This is a genomic window from Dyadobacter sp. CY351 (assembly GCF_021502625.1).
Classification (GTDB): Bacteria; Bacteroidota; Bacteroidia; order Cytophagales; family Spirosomataceae; genus Dyadobacter; species Dyadobacter chenhuakuii.
Map to the genome: position 1 here is coordinate 1 of NZ_JAKFFU010000014.1, position 17,539 is coordinate 17,539.

Sequence of the window (17,539 nt, forward strand, 5' to 3'; positions counted from 1 at the left end):
GCTGCCCCCTCGCCTTGCATGTATTAAGCCTGCCGCTAGCGTTCATCCTGAGCCAGGATCAAACTCTCCATTGTAAATTTTGTTGTGATCTCTTCCCGTTAAGGAAGGACCGAATCTTCTTAAACGAACTTTCTTTTTGCTCTCTTCATCATGTCAAAGAACGTTGCTCTGAATCTTTCAGAACTAGTGGTTTCGCCGTCTGCGCTACCGTTGTTCCCGATTGGGAGTGCAAAAGTGCAGGCTTTATTTTTAATACGCAAGCACCAATCACAAATATTTATCAACTTTTTTTGCGAATTCTTCTAACCGTCTGATAATCAATTTTATTTAACGGAAAATATTTTAAACTTTTTTTCAACCATCATAATATACCGCTCATCTGCTCAGAATGCCTTTTTTAACAGTTTATAGAAATTCTTTCTTAAATACCACAAAAAAAAACGAGCTCCTGCTATAAAAGCAAGAGCCCGTCCTTCTAAACATTTATCTAATTAAGATCCACAAGCCTCACAGCTTTCAGGATCATCCAATGAGCATTGCATATCCGCTTTGTTGTCCCTTGGAACAATGGGCCTAGCATGTTCTTCTGCATACTGCACGTAATTCAGCTCCTTCTCCGCAACCACAGCTGTTGCAGGCTCGATCTGCGGCTCTGCTTGCTTGCTTAATGTGAATTGTACCGGATCAGACGCTGCGCGGGTCCTTAAATAGTACATGCCCGTTTTCAGTCCTTTCTTCCAGGCGTAGAAGTGCATGGATGTCAGTTTACCGAAGTTTGCCTCTTCCATGAAGATATTAAGCGATTGCGACTGGCAGATGAATGCGCCACGGTCGGCGGACATATCCAGCAAGCTGCGCTGCTTAATTTCCCATGCCGTTTTATAAAGGTCTTTAATGTTCTGCGGAATGTTTGGAATGGCCTGAACAGATCCGCTGGCACGAACGAGGTTGTTTTTCATTTCCTCATTCCAAAGACCCAGCCTTACCAGGTCTTTGAGCAGATATTTATTCACTACAACAAATTCACCTGAAAGAACCCTTCTTACATATATATTAGAAGTGAATGGCTCGAAGCATTCATTGTTACCCAAGATCTGGCTTGTAGAAGCTGTTGGCATCGGGGCAAGGAGCAGCGAGTTGCGCACGCCATGCTGGATAACGCCTTTTCTCAACTTCTCCCAATCCCAGCGATTGCTGTCCGGCGTAACATTCCACATATCGAATTGGAAAATGCCTTGTGAAACCGGACTGCCTGCCCAAGTCTCGTATGGTCCAAGCTTTTCAGCCAGCTCCATGGACGATTCCATAGCACCATAATAGATGGTTTCAAAAATGTCCTTATTCAACTGACGCGCTTCATCGGAATCAAATGGCATGCGCATCAGACAGAATGCATCTGCCAATCCTTGAACGCCAATCCCGATCGGGCGATGTCTCTTGTTGCTTTTCTCAGCTTCCGGAACAGGATAGTAATTAAGATCGATGATCTTGTTCAGGTTGCGGGTGATCACTTTGGTGATCTCGTACAATTTCTGGTGATCAAAATGCATGAAGCCGTCCGGGCCTTGCTCGATGAACTTCGGCAATGCGATCGAAGCGAGGTTACAAACCGCCACTTCGTCCGGCGCTGTATACTCAATGATCTCGGTGCAAAGGTTCGAAGACTTGATCGTTCCCAGGTTCTTCTGGTTCGACTTGCTGTTTGCATGGTCCTTATACAACATATAAGGAGTGCCCGTTTCAATCTGCGATTCCATAATGGCAAACCACAGATCCTGCGCTTTAATGGTTTTACGAGCTTTGCCTTCCATTTCATATCGCTCGTAAAGCTTTACGAAATCCTCGCTGTGCGTATCCGAAAGTCCGGGACATTCGTGCGGACAGAATAATGACCACGTATCATTGGCTTCCACACGCTTCATGAAAAGATCCGGAATCCACAATGCGTAGAAAAGGTCACGCGCACGCTGCTCTTCTTTCCCGTGGTTTTTCTTCAAATCCAGGAAATCAAAAATATCCGAATGCCATGGTTCCATATATATAGCAAAAGAACCTTTGCGTTTTCCGCCTCCCTGATCCACATATCTTGCCGTATCATTAAAGACGCGAAGCATCGGCACAATCCCGTTCGACTGGCCATTGGTTCCTTTAATATATGTACCCGTTGCACGCACATCATGAATGCTCAAACCGATCCCGCCGGCCGATTGCGAAATCAATGCGCAATTTTTCAGCGTATCATAAATCCCATTGATACTGTCCTCTTTCATCGTCAACAGAAAGCAAGACGACATTTGGGGTTTCGGCGTTCCGGCATTAAACAAGGTTGGCGTTGCGTGCGTAAACCACTTTTCAGAAAGTAAATGATACGTCTCAATAGCTGCCTGCACATCCTCCTGGTGAATCCCAACGGCAACACGCATCAGCATGTGTTGGGGTCTTTCAACGATTTTACCGTCAACCTTTAATAGATATGACTTTTCAAGCGTTTTGTAACCGAAATAATCATAGGCGTAATCGCGGTCATATATAATAGTAGAATCAAGAAGCGAAGCGTTTTGGCGAATGACATCATAAACATCTTTCGCAATCAACGACGCATTTTCGCCGGTTTTACCATCAACATAGGTATAAAGTCGTTTCATTGTTGCGGAGAACGACTTCAATGTATTTTTATGAAGATTTGAGATCGCTACGCGGGCTGCCAAAATCGCATAGTCCGGGTGCTTGGTGGTCATGGACGCCGCAGTTTCCGCAGCCAGATTATCCAGTTCCGCCGTAGTCACTCCGTCGTAAATCCCGGAGACCACTTTTTTAGCGACTTCTATGGGCTGAATATAGTTTGTATCAAGCCCGTAGCTCAATTTTTCAATTCGCGCGGTTACCTTATCGAATTTAACCGATTCACGGCGCCCGTCGCGTTTTATTACATACATTGACATGTTAATGAATTGTTTTTTAGGAAGTTAGTGATGTATCTTAAAGTTGAAATCGTTCTTCGGAGGAGCTTAACAGTCCTTGAAATAACATTAAATTAATCGCATTCGCAACCAGTAATAAGGGGTGCATTTTGGGTTTATAGGGATAATCCAAATCATAGATTTTGTAATATTCTAAATGCTAGCGGTTTACGGTTTATCAACATTAAAATGAAACCGAAAAAAATTTTACGAAAATTTAATGATAAAAATTTGTAAACTTTTTAAAAGACAAAATTTGGATCTTGAAACAAATTAATCTAACAAGAACTTAAATATCAGCTTGTTACAGCAATTAAATTATTTGTAAATATTCTAAACAAGCAAACTTTTAAAACTGCAATGCTGGCGATTAAATATAAACGACTATTTAAAACGATTTTTATACTGATCAAAACTAGTACATTATGACTAAGCTCATTAATTCTCCATCCCGGCGGAATTTCCTTAAAACATCCACCGGGATCATTACGGGCCTGGCGGCAGGACTTGCCGTTCCGGAAATCGTGCTTGCTAAAAATACCGGGCCGGGTTATGCCCTTCAACTTGGTGTTTTTGCGGCATATGATAAGGCTGACTATTTAAGAGAATCAGGATGTACATATATAGAGGAGTCGGTCGGGAATTTTCTCATCCCTAAAGATGGGGATGCGCAGTATGCTAAAAACCTCAAACAGCTCCACGAAGAGAAGTTCCCAATCAAATCGTATGTGATCTTGCTTCCGGGAAGTCTGAAAACATTGGGGCCGGACGCAAATCATCAGGCCATATTGGAGAGGACAGACCTGGTTTTGAAACGTGCAAAAGAATGCGGTTCTCAATATGTGGTTTTCGGGAGCGGTGCTTCACGCATTATCCCCGAGGGTTTTGATAGAGAGAAGGCAAAGGCCCAGCACATTGAATTAACCAAAAAAATGGCACCGCTTGCAGAAAAATATGGGGTTACCATTGCTGTGGAGCCTTTGAACCGCGGGGAAACCAATTTCATTAACAGCCTGGCAGAAGGCGTCGAGATCATTGATGCAGTTAAGAGCCCGAGAGTGAAGTTGTTATGCGACATTTTTCACATGTTGAAAGAAGATGAATCGCCAGACGAAATAGTGAAATTCGGCAAACACATTGTCCATTGCCATATTGCCGAAAAGGAAAACCGGACGCCACCCGGGGTTAAGGGCGACGATTTCAGACCTTATTTAAGTTCACTGAAAAAGATCGGCTACAAAGGCGGATTATCAATTGAATGCTTCGTTTACACGGATTTCGACAAGGAAGCAAGACGGGGCGTAGAGGTGCTTAAACAGCAATTGAGTGAAGTTTAATCACTTAACGTTGCGTATAGTTAAGTTTTCTCAAAAAGATAGGCATTGATTTCTTGGTTTCCTAAATTAGAATTTTTACTTTTGCAATCCTTTTTGAGAATTGTATCGAAACACATAATACCATATACCAATGAAAAAAGATATTCATCCCAATTATAGAGACGTAGTTTTCTGGGATCTATCAAGCGATTTTAAGTTCATTACGCGCTCTACCATAGAAACTACCGAAAATATTACTTGGGAAGATGGTAAATCTTATCCGGTTTATAAAGTTGAGGTTTCTTCTCAGTCGCACCCTTTCTACACAGGTAAAAATGTACTTGTTGATACTGCGGGCCGCGTAGACAAATTCAGAAAACGTTACGGCGCACAGAAAGAAGCTTAATCAGCGCTTTCTTTACCGAAATTAAAAGAAGCAGTCTCTTGTAAAATGTACAAGAGACTGCTTCTTTTTTTGCCCTAACCAAAAAAATGGGCGAACTTTGGCCCCACATACTAGCACAAAATATGCCTACAATCATTCTGTTTGACGACCCCGCAATCCGCGCTCAACTTTTACCATTTACATATACCCGTCCCGTTTCAGCAATTCGCTGCGGCATTAACAAGATTTCAGAAAAATGGAGCTTATGGCTGGATTCAGCCGTTTCCTATCAAACTGCGGATTACCTGTCATTGGCATTTCCAGCTACGAGTTCGGCTGATAATATCTATATCAATGGTAGCCTGTGCCCGGATACTGGGCTGGTTGACGAAATCAATAAGCTTCCTTTGGAATCAGCATTGATTGCGGGCGACGACGTTCTTGCCATCAGATGTACCGAGACCTGGAATCCGGATATAAATATTACAAATTATGAATCTCATCATTATGCTGGCTCATATACACTGATCAGAAACGTTTGGGACATATTTGCTTTTAATGGTGAGCAGATCGAAACGGATTTTAAAAAAATAACGGAGAATAGAACCTCCGAACCGTTGACTGATCCTTTTACTCATTGCTACAAACCTGAAAACATCTTCATTGAAAAGGGCGCTGTCGTTAAAGCTTCTATTTTAAATGCCGAGAATGGGTCTATTTATATAGGTAAGAATGCGTTGATTCAGGAAGGCTCAATGGTTCAGGGACCGTTTTCAATTGGAGAAAGCAGCGTGCTGGCGCAGGGAACGAAAATTCGTCCGAATACAACGGTCGGGCCGTATAGCAAGCTGGGTGGTGAAGTAAGTAACTGTGTCGTATTTGGTTATAGTAACAAAGGGCATGACGGATATTTGGGAAATTCGGTGCTGGGCGAATGGTGTAACCTGGGTGCCAACACCAATAATTCAAATTTGAAAAATGACCATAGCAATGTGAAACTGCATAGCTATGTTACCAATGATCTGGCTGATACAGGTTTAAGGTTTTGCGGGTTAATGATGGGTGATTATTCCAAAGCGGGAATTTCGACAATGTTCAACACGGGCTCCGTTGTTGGCGTAAGTGTGAATGTGTTTGGGGCTGGCTTTCAGGCTAAACACACACCTTCGTTTTCGTGGGGCGGTAATGCAGAAGGATTCTCGGAATATCGTTTCCAAAAAGCCCTTCACGTGGCGCAGGACACGGTTAGCCGTCGAAATGTTACATTTGGCGAAACAGATGAGGAGATTTTAAAATCTGTTTTTGAGCAGACGCGCGAACAGCGCAACTTTGAATGTTAAGACCAATTTTACATTAGTTTAAAAAATCATCCACCGTGCTTTTCAGAGAAATACCGGGACTTGAACATATTAAAGCAACGTTAAGGCGCTCGGTGAAGAATAGCCATCTGGCTCACGCACAGCTGTTTGATTCTCCTGCTGGCGGTGGCGGACTCGCCCTTGCCTTAGCATTTGCAACATACATTAATTGTGAAAACAAAAGTGATGAGGACGCTTGCGGCGTTTGTGCTTCGTGCGCGAAAATGGCCAAGCTGATCCATCCCGATTTTCACTTCATATTTCCCATCGCCACTTCAAAAAAGATCGACGGGAAAACCAGCGAGGCGTTTCTAGGCCTGTGGCGCTCATTTTTGCTGGAAAATCCTTATCGCATTCTTCCTGAGTGGCTCGATCACATTAGTGCAGAAAACAAGCAGGGAAATATTTCCGTGGAAGAAGCGCGTGGGATTTTGCGAAAACTGTCGGTGAAAGCTTATGAAGGTGAATATAAAATTCTGCTGATCTGGAAACCAGACATTATGAATGCAGCTTCGTCCAATGCAATCTTAAAAATATTGGAAGAACCGCCTGAAAAAACGTTGTTTTTGTTGGTTAGCGATCAGTCCGACAAGCTGTTAACCACCATTATTTCCCGCACGCAACGCATCAACATTCCAGCATTTTCAGACGAAGAGGTGCGTTATTTCCTGAAACTGCAACAGGTTAGCGACACAGCTGCCAATCAAATCGCTTACTTGTGTGACGGAAATTTGTCCGAAGCGTTAAGATTGGTTCAGGATGCGGAGGATGATCGTTCCGGCTGGTTTGCGGCGTGGATGCGCTCCTGCTATAAATACGATATTTCGCATTTGGTGAAGTTGGCTGACAATTTTGATGTGATGAATAAAGAAAAGCAAAAAGGCCTTCTGGAATACGCATTGAGGCTTTTTCGCGATATGCTGGTTTGGAGCCACGGCGCAGGCGAGCTTCTGCGCGTGCCCGACGAAGAGCTTACATTTGTACAAAACTTTTCAAAAACGGTTAACTTTGATTCACTCGAAAAAATGATCGGAGAGGTGAATCTTGCTTACTATCATATGGAACGGAATGTGCGCGCAAAAATGGTTTTTCTGGATCTTTCACTGACCGTCGCCCATTTTTTCCAACGCCGATGAAGCCAACGCTAGACATTATCGGCGCAACCGACATTGTGGATCTCCCCGATCTGGGCTGGTTTGATGTGCCCGTCCGCATTGATTCGGGCGCGACCACTTCCTCCATTCATTGCTCGCGCGTAAGGCTGATCAAAGATGGCGAGCAGCCGCAATTATGTTTTTATCTGGATGCAAAAAAAGGCGCACCACAGCAATCCTACACGGTTTCGGATTTTAAAGAAACCATTGTGCGAAATTCGTCCGGAAAAGAAGAAAAACGTTATGTGATCAAAACGAAGATCACCATCTTTGGCAAAAAAATCCGGACAGAATTTTCACTTGCCAACCGGCGTAAAATGAGATATCCCATCCTGTTAGGGCGCAAATTGCTGAATAAGCGGTTTTTGGTGGATGTCTCGCAAAAAGATTTATCCGCTGCAAAGCGTTCAAAGGCATCTCATCGTTCTCACGCCAGACATCAATCCTGAATTTACCCCATTTTATTTTTAGTTATTTATATGAAAATCGCCGTATTATCCACCAATCCCGACCTTTATTCAACGAGGCGTCTGGTGGAGGCAATTAAACAAAGGGGTCATCAGGCAGTGGTTATCGACCATGTGAAATGCTTCGTCATGATTGAAGGAGGAAAACCGACCATCATTTACAAAGGAAAACCCATTACCGAAATCGACGCGGTCATTCCCCGGATCGGCACGTCTGTGAATGCATTTGGCTGCGCCGTGGTGCGGCAATTGGAGTTAATGAAGGTCTTCACTACGGTCAAATCACAGGCTATTCTGCGTTCCCGGGATAAGTTGCGCAGCATGCAAGTGCTCGCAAAATCAGGCGTAGACATTCCAAAGACAGTTTTTGCTAAAAACCCTGCGCAGGTCAACGAGCTGATCCACATGGTAGGCGGGCCGCCCGTGATCATTAAGCTGCTCGAAGGAACACAGGGTGTCGGCGTCGTTTTGGCAGAAACCATTAAGGCTGCAAAATCAACGATCGAAGCATTTTACGGCTTAAAAGCCAACTTTCTCATTCAGGAATACATTGCAGAGTCCAAAGGTGCCGATATCCGCGCTTTTGTAATCGGTAACAAAGTTATTGCAGCTATGAAACGCCAGGGCCACGAAAGCGATTTCCGCTCGAACCTGCACCGCGGCGGCGAAGGACATTTGATTGAATTAACAGAAGAAGAAGAACAAACGGCCATCGCAGCCGCCAAAGCACTAGGCGTCCGGATCGCCGGTGTCGATCTGCTGCAATCTGAAAGAGGTCCGCTGGTCATGGAAGTAAACTCTTCCCCTGGCCTCCGCGGAATTGAAGAAGTAAGCGGGATTGATATCGCCGCTTTGATTGTTGCCTATATTGAGGATAAGATTGTGATGGATGAGGGGGATACGGTTGGGGTTTGAATTAAGAAAAATTAGTAATCATGCATATAAAAATAGGAACGCGGGGAAGTAAGTTGGCGCTTTGGCAGGCGTATTATGTGGAGGGGCTTTTGAATGAAGGCGGCATTGATACGGAAATTGTCATTATTGAGACCAAAGGCGATAAAATCCTGACCCGTTCATTATCGAAAATAGGGAGTAAAGGCGTTTTTACGCAGGAATTGGAAGATCAGTTGCTCGACGGCAGCATTGACATTGCGGTGCATAGCGCCAAAGATCTGCAATCGCAACTGGACGATGCTTTCGAACTTATTGCCTTTACTGAACGCGAAAAGGCCAATGATGTTTTGGTAAGTCATAACACCGAACTTTCGCTCAAAAGCGGCGAAGCCTTCGTCGTAGGGACCTCTTCCACGCGGCGGGTGGCTGTTTTAAGGCATTTCTATCCGCATATCCAAACCGTGGACATGCGCGGTAACCTGCAAACACGCCTCAGAAAACTGAATGAAGGCCATTGCGATGCATTGCTCCTCGCCTATGCCGGCGTCCACAGAATGGAATACGATGATAAAATCGCAGAGCATTTGCTTTTAGACGAATTCACACCAGCGGTAGGCCAAGGCAGTGTCGCCATTGAATGTGCTGTAAATTTGGCCGAAGAAAAGAAAGCCATCATTAAAAAATTGATCAATCATTCCCAAACGGAAACCTGCCTCTTAACAGAAAGAGCATTCCTGAAACGCCTACAAGGCGGATGCAGCATCCCGGTTTTCGGTATGGCAACATTGCACGAGGATCAGATCAACATTACGGGCGGTATAATTAGTTTGGACGGGCAAGAATTGATCCGGAGAACTGAAACTGGTTCAATCTCATTTCCGGAAGAGTTGGGAACTGCATTAGCCGATGAATTGCTTGAAGCGGGAGCGGATCGGATTTTGAGAGAAATTAAAAGTCAGACGCCGACATTGTAACATCCGATTGCGCATAAAAAAGGCGAAGCCCGAACATTTGTTCGGGCTTCGCCTTTTTCCATATTATCCAAAAATTACGGCTTCTTAGTTGTATCTGCTGGCACTGCTGGTTTTGCAGGGATGGCTGATGAATCAGCTGGAACCATTGGCCTAGCAGTTGAGTCAGCTGGCATAACCGGCTTCGCAGTTGAATCCGCTGGCATAGCCGGCCTAGACATTGAATCTGCTGGCATTACAGCTGGGCTTGTCGCTGAGTCGGCGGGGGATGTCATAGGGCGAGCGGTTGAATCCGGGCGAGTGCCTGGCTGCATGGGCATGCCTTGACTGGCTGGCCTCGCTGTGCTGTCGATGCCTGCCGGGCGGCCTGCGCCTTCCGGACGGGATGCGTTTGGAGCAGATGGGCGCATGGTTGGCACTATTACTGCTGGCGCTCCTTGAACCGCACCGGCTCCTGCGCCTGCATCCATTCCGCCACCTTCACTTTTCTGATCGTCATTGTTAACTGATTTTCTTCTGCGTGATTTCTGCTCGGTAAAAGTCATCTTACCTAAGCGATACGAGAAGTTTATCCGGAAACCTCTGTTGAACAGATAGTTTGTGTTGTTCTGGGTGAATGATGGCGTTTCAAGCTGCGTCTTCATTTTGAATGATGGAGCCAGGAAATTTTCCATTCCGAATCCAATGCTTCCGCGCTTGTTGGTAAAATCTTTCTTGATTCCCAAATCATACATTCTGAATCCTGCTTGCGTTCCTTGCAACTGAACATCGCGTCCCCTCATGAAACCACCCGCTTGCAATCCCCAGCCATTTTTAATGTTCAGGCTGGTTCTGAAACGGCCACTCAATACGAAACCTGTGTTGGAAGCTGCCAATAAGGGATCTGGATTGTTGTTTGTAAGATCTGCGTAGTAAGCATCAAAACCTCCTCCTACTTGCCATCTTTTAAAGAATGTCATGTTTCCGAAAACATTCACACCGTAGTTTTTCTTGGAACCAATGTTACCATAAGTTGTCGTGATAACCCCCTGTTCGTTGGTGGTACGAATGCTTTCGATTGAACTGTTGGTAAAACGTGCAAATGTGGAGACGTTCACATAAAGCGAATTCTTGAAAAAGCTTGTTCCCAATTCCACCTGATCCGTCAATTCCGGACGGAGTTGCGGGTTACCCACAGTGATGTTCTGTGGGTTCGCCGCATTCTGATTAGGATTTAGGAATTGAATGCCTGGACGTTGAAGACGGCGGTTATAACCCAGCTTAACAGTTTGTCCTTTGCCAAATGTTTGGGACAAGTTAAGGCTCGGCACCAGATTGCTGTAAGCCGGAATGCCCAGGTCACCCCGCTCACCCTGCGTCGCATCAATGCTGGTATACTCGTAACGCGAGCCCGCCTTCACGGTAAACTTACTTTTTGTTGTATAAGTGTATGAAAAATATCCCGCTGCCACATTCTGGTCGTAATTCAGACTGCTCGCAGCTTGCGGCGTATCCACTGTATTGTAATAATCAAAATTACTTACCACCTGACGGAAGATGCCTTTTCCACCAAATTCAACCAGCTGATTGTCTTTCACCGGCGTCTGATAATCCACTTGAATGGTGCTTTCCTGATTATGGCTGGCGTTGTTGTTACCCTGACTTCCCAGCAACTCACGCAATTGATTGTTATTCAATGAATAAATGTCAGCATCAAAATCATTCGTCCGGTTGTTACGGCTAAACTGCGTCGAAATGCTCAATTCCTGCTGTGGCTTGGCCAGTGTTTTGATATAATCCACATTCACGTCCCACGTGCCGGACAAGTCTTTTGTATTTACATCCCGGAAGCTATTGCGCGTTGTGCCGTCGCTTTGCGTGTTGAATGTCGACAAATCCTGCTGATTACGCATGTTACGCATGCCATAACGCACGCCGGCAGAAAGTGAAGTTTTGGAATCGATCTCATAATCCCATCCAAAGTTGTAAGAACCGAAAGCCATCTTATTATCCGACTCGCTCATCTGGCGGATAGAGAATTTGTCAATCTTACCCACTTGCAGGTTTTCAGATTTGCCCGGCATATTGTAGTTAAAACGACCAAAGCCTCCCAAACTGAAACCCATTTTACCGACTCTGTAATTTCCTCTCAATCCCAGGTTAGAACCCCTGTTTCCAATTCCTGTATCCAAATTCAATGTTCCACCTTGAATCGTGCTTTTCTTGGTAACAATGTTAATGATCCCCGCAGAGCCTTCCGCATCATATTTAGCTGATGGCGAAGTGATTACTTCAACAGATTTGATCATATCAGCAGGAATCTGCTTCAATGCATCGGCAACGCTGGTTGCAATAATGGTCGAAGGCTTGTTATTAATCAAAACCCGAACATTAGAACTTCCTCTTAATGAAACATTTCCGTCCAGGTCAACCGTTAACATCGGCACTTTCTTCATCACGTCCGAAGCGTCGCCACCTTTGCTGGTAATGTCCTTTTCGTTGTTATAAACAAGCCTGTCCACTTTCTCCTCAATCAATTGCGCCATGCCCACAACTTCAACCTCATTCAACTGAACCACATCCGGTCCCAGGCTTACATTGCCCAGGTTAAGTTCTGTTTTGCGGTCAATCTTAATGTCATTGATGACTTTGGTTTTATAACCAATAAAAGAAATAAGGATTTTGAAGTTTCCGGAAGCCACTTTGGTAAGCTCGAAAGCGCCTTTTTCATCCGTTGTGGTTCCGTCGATCGGGTTGTTTGTTTTAATGTCAACCAAAGAAAGCGCTGCAAATTCGACCGGCTTTTTGCTCACCGAGTCAATCAGGATTCCTTTAATTTTACCATTTCCTTTTGGCGTGTCCTCGGCCGTTCCCGGGATCACTGTCTGGCGCTGTGGCCTGTCATTTCCACCTCCGCGGTTTCCGCCAAATCCGCCGCCGCCTCCCGGAAATTGCGCCAAGGCTGCGAAGCTCAGCAACGTCATAAGTATAACAGGAGTAACTTTTCTTATCATGTCCATGGTTGTATTGCAATAATTGTTCGATTCAATTTCAAAGTAAATACCTTAATCTGACAATAAGCCGGGCAATAGATGGAAAGGACACTTCCACCGATCAAACCGCGCTTTCAGCCGATAAGTCCGCCAATTCCATTCTTAGAATAATGCAGAATTGAGTATTTGTGACGCGAAGTTGCTTTATAGAGTGATGGTGCTGATCAGTCGGTATTTGCAGGGCGTTAATCGATTGGGCTAGGCACTTTGATTTATTACACGTAAGATTGTAATTGCAAGCTACGTTTCCTGCAATAACCTAACAGACACAAAGATGGATGCAAATGCCGCCCGAAAATATCCTCCGTTTTTCCTGCATATACTGGGATGGAGTTTCCTGGCCCTATTCTTAATGTGGCAACCGCTGAGCTGGCAGATCCAATTTCCTATGACATTCTGGATCAAGCAGGCCGTTCAGTTTACGCTGTTGATTACGATTTTTTATCTCAATTACTATATATGGTTTCCCAAGTTTCTGGCTAAAAACCGTTACGGCCGCTTCATTATTCTGAACCTGATTTCGGTCGTAATGTTAGCTGTGATCATTGAGCAGGTAAAAATTTCAATCCACCACGGCGAGCAGATGGATCAGGCATTCAAGACGGCGCGGGAAACCAATGGCGACAAAAAGCGTCAGGATCGGCTCGACTATTTTGCATTGCTGACCGCCCTGCTGATAATCGGAATCAGCACCAGTGTGGCTGCTGTGAGGGAAACGCAGCGGGATAAACAGTTTAGGGAAAACCTTGAAAAAGAAAAGATTAACTCCGAACTGTCTTTCTTGAAAGCACAGATCAATCCGCATTTCTTTTTCAACACATTAAACAACATATATGCCTTAACGGTCATTGACGTGGAGGCGGCGCGGGAAGCGTTGCATAAGCTGTCGCGGATGATGCGTTATGTGCTTTACGAAACCCAGCACGGGACGGTGCTGCTGAGCCAGGAAATTGCTTTTGCGCAGGATTATATTCAATTAATGCAGCTGCGATTAACGGATAAAGTGACAGTCCACCTCGATCCGCCGAGCCCGATGCACGATGTTTCTATTGCTCCAATGCTGTTTTTACCATTCATTGAAAATGCGTTTAAACACGGCGTTAGCGCTGTTCAGCCCAGCAGGATCGACATTCAGATCCGGCAGGACAAGCACAAGATTTTTGTAGAGGTCAGAAACACATTATTTACAGATAAAAGAGCCGTTTTGGACGAAAGTAACGGCATTGGGCTCGTTAATACACAGCGTAGGCTCGACCTTTTGTATCCGGGTAAATATCAGCTGGAAGTGAATGAGAACAAAGAAGAAAAAGAATTTGAAGTTCATTTGGAATTAGAAACTGCATGAGCGTACTCCAATGCATAGCAGTCGATGACGAGCCATTAGCGCTCGGACTAGTTTGCTCTTTTATTGAAAAAACACCTTTCCTGGCACTTGCCGGGCGATATTCCAGTGCGGTTGAAGCATTACAAGCCATTCATTCCAAGCATATTGATGTCATTTTTTTGGACATTCAAATGCCTGATCTCACCGGCATCGAACTCGCGAGAGTCATTGATAAAGGGGATGGAAGGGCGCCGAGAATCATATTTACGACTGCATTCAACCAATACGCGCTCGACGGATTTCGGGTGGATGCACTTGACTATCTCCTGAAACCCTTCAATTACGAAGAATTCCTGCGGGCAGCTTCCAAAGCGCAGGCTTACAGCGAGTTATTAAACAAAGCTTCTTCTGCAAGCGCACCTGATCCAAAGGATGCTTACTTGTTTTTAAAAGTTGAATATCAACTGGTTAGGATTGCTTACGAAGACATTTTGTATATGGAAGGCTTGAAGGATTACGTTAAAGTGCATTTAAAATCGGATTCAAAGCCAGTCCTTTCGCTAACCAGCCTGAAAGCATTGGAAGAAAAACTTCCGGCTTCGAAGTTCATGCGTGTACACCGTTCATTTATCGTGAATCTGGACAAAATCAGCGCTGTAACAAAAAATACCATCCAAATCGGCAGCATGACGATTCCCGTCAGCGACCAGCATAAGGATGGTTTTAATCAGTTTTTGAGCAAATGGATGTAAAAGGAAGACTTATTTCAGCTCTTCCTTCAAGAAATATCCGGTGTAACTTCCCTTTACTTTTGACACCTTTTCAGGCGTTCCTTCGGCAATGATGCGTCCGCCCTGAGCGCCGCCTTCGGGACCAACGTCAATCACATGATCCGCAACTTTGATAACGTCGAGGTTATGCTCGATAATGAGCACTGTATTTCCCTTTTCAACCAATTTGTTCAAAACATTCAGCAAATGCCTGATATCTTGGAAATGCAGACCGGTTGTGGGTTCATCGAGAATGTAAAGCGTTTTTCCAGTGTCTCGTTTTGAAAGCTCTTCCGAGAGTTTCACGCGCTGCGCTTCTCCACCTGACAATGTTGTTGCGTGCTGGCCTAATGTAATGTAACCCAAGCCTACATCATTCAATGTCTGCACTTTACGCAAAATTCTTGGTTGGTTTTCGAAGAATTCCAATGCGGATTCCACGGTCATATCGAGAATGTCAGCAACGGATTTTCCTTTAAAGCGCACTTCCAATGTTTCCCTATTGAAGCGCTTTCCTTTGCAGGTTTCGCAATTGATGTGAACATCCGGCAGGAAGTCCATTTCAATTTTCTTCATTCCCGCTCCTTCACAATCTTCACAGCGACCGCCTTTTACATTAAAAGAGAATCGTCCGGGTTTATAACCACGAATTTTAGCTTCGGGCAATTCTGCAAAAAGCGTCCGAATGTCTGTAAACAAATTCGTGTAAGTCGCTGGATTCGAACGCGGGGTACGCCCTATTGGCGATTGATCCACTTCAATGACTTTATCGATATTTTCTAGACCTTCCACCGATTTGTAAGGCAGCGGCTCTCTTCTGGATTTGTAAAAGAATTGATTCAGCAACGGAAACAGCGTTTCATGGATCAGCGACGACTTTCCGCTTCCACTCACACCCGTCACACAAACCATCGTCCCCAGCGGAAACGACATGTTTACATTTTTCAAATTATGTCCCGTACAGCCTTTGATAGAAATGGTTTTGCCACTTCCTTTCCGGCGTTTTTTTGGCACATCAATGGCGGTTCTTCCACTCAGATATTCAGCCGTTAAGGAGCCATTTTGAAGAAAAACTTCGGGTGTTCCAGCTCCCACAACATTCCCGCCATGACGACCTGCACCCGGCCCAATGTCCAGAATGTAGTCCGATGCCAGCATCATATCCTTATCATGCTCCACAACCAAAACGGTGTTTCCGAGATCGCGCAAGCTTTTCAGAGAATTGATAAGCCGCACATTATCACGCTGATGCAAACCGATGCTTGGCTCATCCATAATGTAAAGCACGCCCGTGAGCTGCGTTCCAATCTGTGTGGCAAGCCTGATCCGCTGCGCTTCTCCACCTGAAAGTGTTCTTAATGCACGGTTCAATGTCAGATAATCCAAGCCTACATCAAGCAGGAAACCGACTCTTTTCCTGATTTCTTTTAGGACTTCGTGACCGATGACGCGTTGCTTTTCCTCCAATCTGTCTTCAAGATTCACAAGCCATTCCGCCAACACACGAATATCGCTGTCGGCGAGTTCTGCAATGTCTTTGCCATCCACCCGGAAATGCAAAGATTCCTTTCTCAGACGCTTACCATTACATTCAGGGCAGGTTTGGACGGTCATGAAATCCTTTAACCAATCCTGAATTTTGTCGTTTCCGCTCTCCTGCTGACGTTTCAGAAAGTTGATGATGCCGTCAAACTTAGTTTCCCATTCTGTTCCAGGGTATTTTTTGGAGGGAACAGGCACCGCGTCTTCACTTCCGTAGAGTACAAGTTTCATCGCTTCCTCAGGAAATTTTTCCAAAGGCGTTGCCAATGTCACGTTAAACGGTTTTAGTAAAACCTCCAATTGCTTGAAAATCCAGGCTTCCCGATATTCACCCATCGGCGCAATGCCGCCTTTGGTAATGCTCAAAGATTTATCCGGCATAATGGACTCTTCCGTGATTTCCTCAATCATTCCCAAACCCTGACAAGTCGGGCACCAGCCGTAAGGAGAGTTGAAAGAGAACGCATTAGGCGCAGGATCATCATAACTAATCCCAGATTCCGGGTCCATCAGATTTTGGGAAAAATAAAAGGTTTCTCCTTTTTCATCCAAAACCATTAAGGCGCCTTTTCCTTGCTTAATCGCCGTCGCCACAGACTGACTCAAACGATAGCGCGATTGCGGATCTTCTGATTCTTTTTTTGGAACAACACGATCGATAACGATCTCAATGTCATGGACTTTATAGCGATCGAGCTGCATTTTCGGCGTAATTTCCTGCACTTCGCCATCCACCCGCACTTTGTTATAACCAAGCCGCGCGATTTGAACAAAAAGCTCCCTATAATGCCCCTTCCGGCCTTTCACAGCCGGAGCAAGCAAGCTGATCTTTTTCCCTAAAAACTGTGTAAATAATTGATTAATGATCTGATCCTGCGACTGCTTGACCATTTTACGGCCTGTAACATACGAGAATGCTTCGCCGGCACGCGCGTAAAGCAATCGCAGGAAGTCATAAATTTCAGTTACCGTCCCGACCGTCGAGCGCGGATTGCGGGAAGTGGTTTTTTGTTCGATGCTGATAACGGGCGACAAACCGCTGATTTTGTCGACATCCGGCCGCTCCATTTCACCGATAAAACCACGCGCATAGGAAGAAAAACTCTCCATATAACGCCGCTGGCCTTCGGCGTAAATCGTGTCAAAAGCCAGAGAAGATTTCCCGCTGCCACTGATGCCAGTGACCACCACAAGCTTGTTTCGCGGGATATTGACGTCGATATTCTTTAAATTATGCTCGCGTGCGCCTTCTACTTCAATTAAATCCTGGCCTTCGAGCTCAGTTGCATTCAAATGTTCCAAAATGATATTTCCGTTTGCGATAAAGTTCAGTAAAACTGGTTATTGGATAACCCAAAAAATCGGC

Annotated in this window: 12 protein-coding genes and 1 rRNA gene; 9 read left to right on the forward strand and 4 right to left on the reverse strand. The window is 45.0% G+C overall.

Annotated elements, in window-relative coordinates; all coding sequences use genetic code 11:
• Positions 1–74: ribosomal RNA gene (locus tag L0660_RS22895) — 16S ribosomal RNA — on the reverse strand; the annotation flags it as partial.
• A gap of 417 nt (positions 75–491) precedes the next feature.
• The gene (locus L0660_RS22900; protein WP_233799384.1) at positions 492–2,936 is read right to left on the reverse strand and encodes a ribonucleoside-diphosphate reductase subunit alpha; all 2,445 of its coding nucleotides are present in this window, start codon (positions 2,934–2,936) and stop codon (positions 492–494) included.
• Between the two features lie 449 nt (positions 2,937–3,385).
• Between L0660_RS22900 and L0660_RS22905 the strand changes: the two genes are divergently transcribed.
• From L0660_RS22905 to hemC, 7 genes are all read left to right on the forward strand, one after another.
• A complete protein-coding gene (locus L0660_RS22905) occupies positions 3,386–4,297 on the forward strand; it encodes a sugar phosphate isomerase/epimerase (RefSeq protein ID WP_233799385.1) in 912 nt (303 codons plus the stop codon).
• Positions 4,298–4,427: 130 nt separating this feature from the next.
• On the forward strand, positions 4,428–4,682 hold the full coding sequence (locus tag L0660_RS22910; RefSeq protein ID WP_026632808.1) for a type B 50S ribosomal protein L31: 255 nt from the start codon (positions 4,428–4,430) through the stop codon (positions 4,680–4,682).
• Positions 4,683–4,804: 122 nt separating this feature from the next.
• On the forward strand, positions 4,805–6,001 hold the full coding sequence (locus tag L0660_RS22915; RefSeq protein WP_235161474.1) for a putative sugar nucleotidyl transferase: 1,197 nt from the start codon (positions 4,805–4,807) through the stop codon (positions 5,999–6,001).
• Between the two features lie 35 nt (positions 6,002–6,036).
• On the forward strand, positions 6,037–7,155 hold the full coding sequence (locus L0660_RS22920) for a DNA polymerase III subunit delta (RefSeq protein WP_235161475.1): 1,119 nt from the start codon (positions 6,037–6,039) through the stop codon (positions 7,153–7,155).
• Positions 7,152–7,622 carry a RimK/LysX family protein gene (locus L0660_RS22925; RefSeq protein WP_233799388.1) on the forward strand — a complete coding sequence of 157 codons (471 nt, stop codon included), beginning with the start codon at positions 7,152–7,154 and terminating at the stop codon, positions 7,620–7,622. Before L0660_RS22920 ends, L0660_RS22925 begins: the two co-directional genes overlap by 4 nt.
• 30 nt (positions 7,623–7,652) lie before the next feature.
• Positions 7,653–8,555, forward strand: a complete 903-nt coding sequence (gene rimK, locus L0660_RS22930) for a 30S ribosomal protein S6--L-glutamate ligase (protein ID WP_235161476.1) — start codon at positions 7,653–7,655, stop codon at positions 8,553–8,555.
• Positions 8,556–8,575: 20 nt separating this feature from the next.
• Positions 8,576–9,508, forward strand: coding sequence for a hydroxymethylbilane synthase (hemC, locus tag L0660_RS22935; protein ID WP_235161477.1), 933 nt, complete (start codon positions 8,576–8,578; stop codon positions 9,506–9,508).
• Between the two features lie 74 nt (positions 9,509–9,582).
• On the opposite strand, the gene L0660_RS22940 is transcribed toward hemC, so the two are convergent.
• The gene (locus tag L0660_RS22940) at positions 9,583–12,498 is read right to left on the reverse strand and encodes a TonB-dependent receptor domain-containing protein (protein ID WP_310589642.1); all 2,916 of its coding nucleotides are present in this window, start codon (positions 12,496–12,498) and stop codon (positions 9,583–9,585) included.
• Positions 12,499–12,811: 313 nt separating this feature from the next.
• On the opposite strand from L0660_RS22940, the gene L0660_RS22945 reads away from it, so the two are divergent.
• Positions 12,812–13,882 carry a sensor histidine kinase gene (locus L0660_RS22945; protein WP_235161479.1) on the forward strand — a complete coding sequence of 357 codons (1,071 nt, stop codon included), beginning with the start codon at positions 12,812–12,814 and terminating at the stop codon, positions 13,880–13,882.
• Entirely contained in the window at positions 13,879–14,613 is a 735-nt protein-coding gene (locus L0660_RS22950; protein WP_235161480.1) for a LytTR family DNA-binding domain-containing protein, read from the forward strand. Before L0660_RS22945 ends, L0660_RS22950 begins: the two co-directional genes overlap by 4 nt.
• Positions 14,614–14,622: 9 nt before the next feature.
• Here L0660_RS22950 and uvrA read toward each other — a convergent pair whose 3' ends face one another.
• Complete coding sequence (gene uvrA / locus L0660_RS22955) at positions 14,623–17,475, reverse strand: excinuclease ABC subunit UvrA (RefSeq protein ID WP_235161481.1); 2,853 nt, start codon at positions 17,473–17,475, stop codon at positions 14,623–14,625.
• Positions 17,476–17,539 lie beyond the last annotated feature (64 nt).

Excerpts from the sequence above, each read along its gene's own strand:
- L0660_RS22915 (WP_235161474.1), top strand. The coding sequence starts at position 4,805 with ATGCCTACAATCATTCTGTTTGACGACCCCGCAATCCGCGCTCAACTT.
- L0660_RS22910 (WP_026632808.1), top strand. The coding sequence starts at position 4,428 with ATGAAAAAAGATATTCATCCCAATTATAGAGACGTAGTTTTCTGGGAT.
- L0660_RS22950 (WP_235161480.1), top strand. The coding sequence starts at position 13,879 with ATGAGCGTACTCCAATGCATAGCAGTCGATGACGAGCCATTAGCGCTC.
- L0660_RS22900 (WP_233799384.1), bottom strand. The coding sequence starts at position 2,936 with ATGTATGTAATAAAACGCGACGGGCGCCGTGAATCGGTTAAATTCGAT.
- L0660_RS22940 (WP_310589642.1), bottom strand. The coding sequence starts at position 12,498 with ATGATAAGAAAAGTTACTCCTGTTATACTTATGACGTTGCTGAGCTTC.
- L0660_RS22925 (WP_233799388.1), top strand. The coding sequence starts at position 7,152 with ATGAAGCCAACGCTAGACATTATCGGCGCAACCGACATTGTGGATCTC.
- L0660_RS22905 (WP_233799385.1), top strand. The coding sequence starts at position 3,386 with ATGACTAAGCTCATTAATTCTCCATCCCGGCGGAATTTCCTTAAAACA.
- hemC (WP_235161477.1), top strand. The coding sequence starts at position 8,576 with ATGCATATAAAAATAGGAACGCGGGGAAGTAAGTTGGCGCTTTGGCAG.
- rimK (WP_235161476.1), top strand. The coding sequence starts at position 7,653 with ATGAAAATCGCCGTATTATCCACCAATCCCGACCTTTATTCAACGAGG.
- L0660_RS22945 (WP_235161479.1), top strand. The coding sequence starts at position 12,812 with ATGGATGCAAATGCCGCCCGAAAATATCCTCCGTTTTTCCTGCATATA.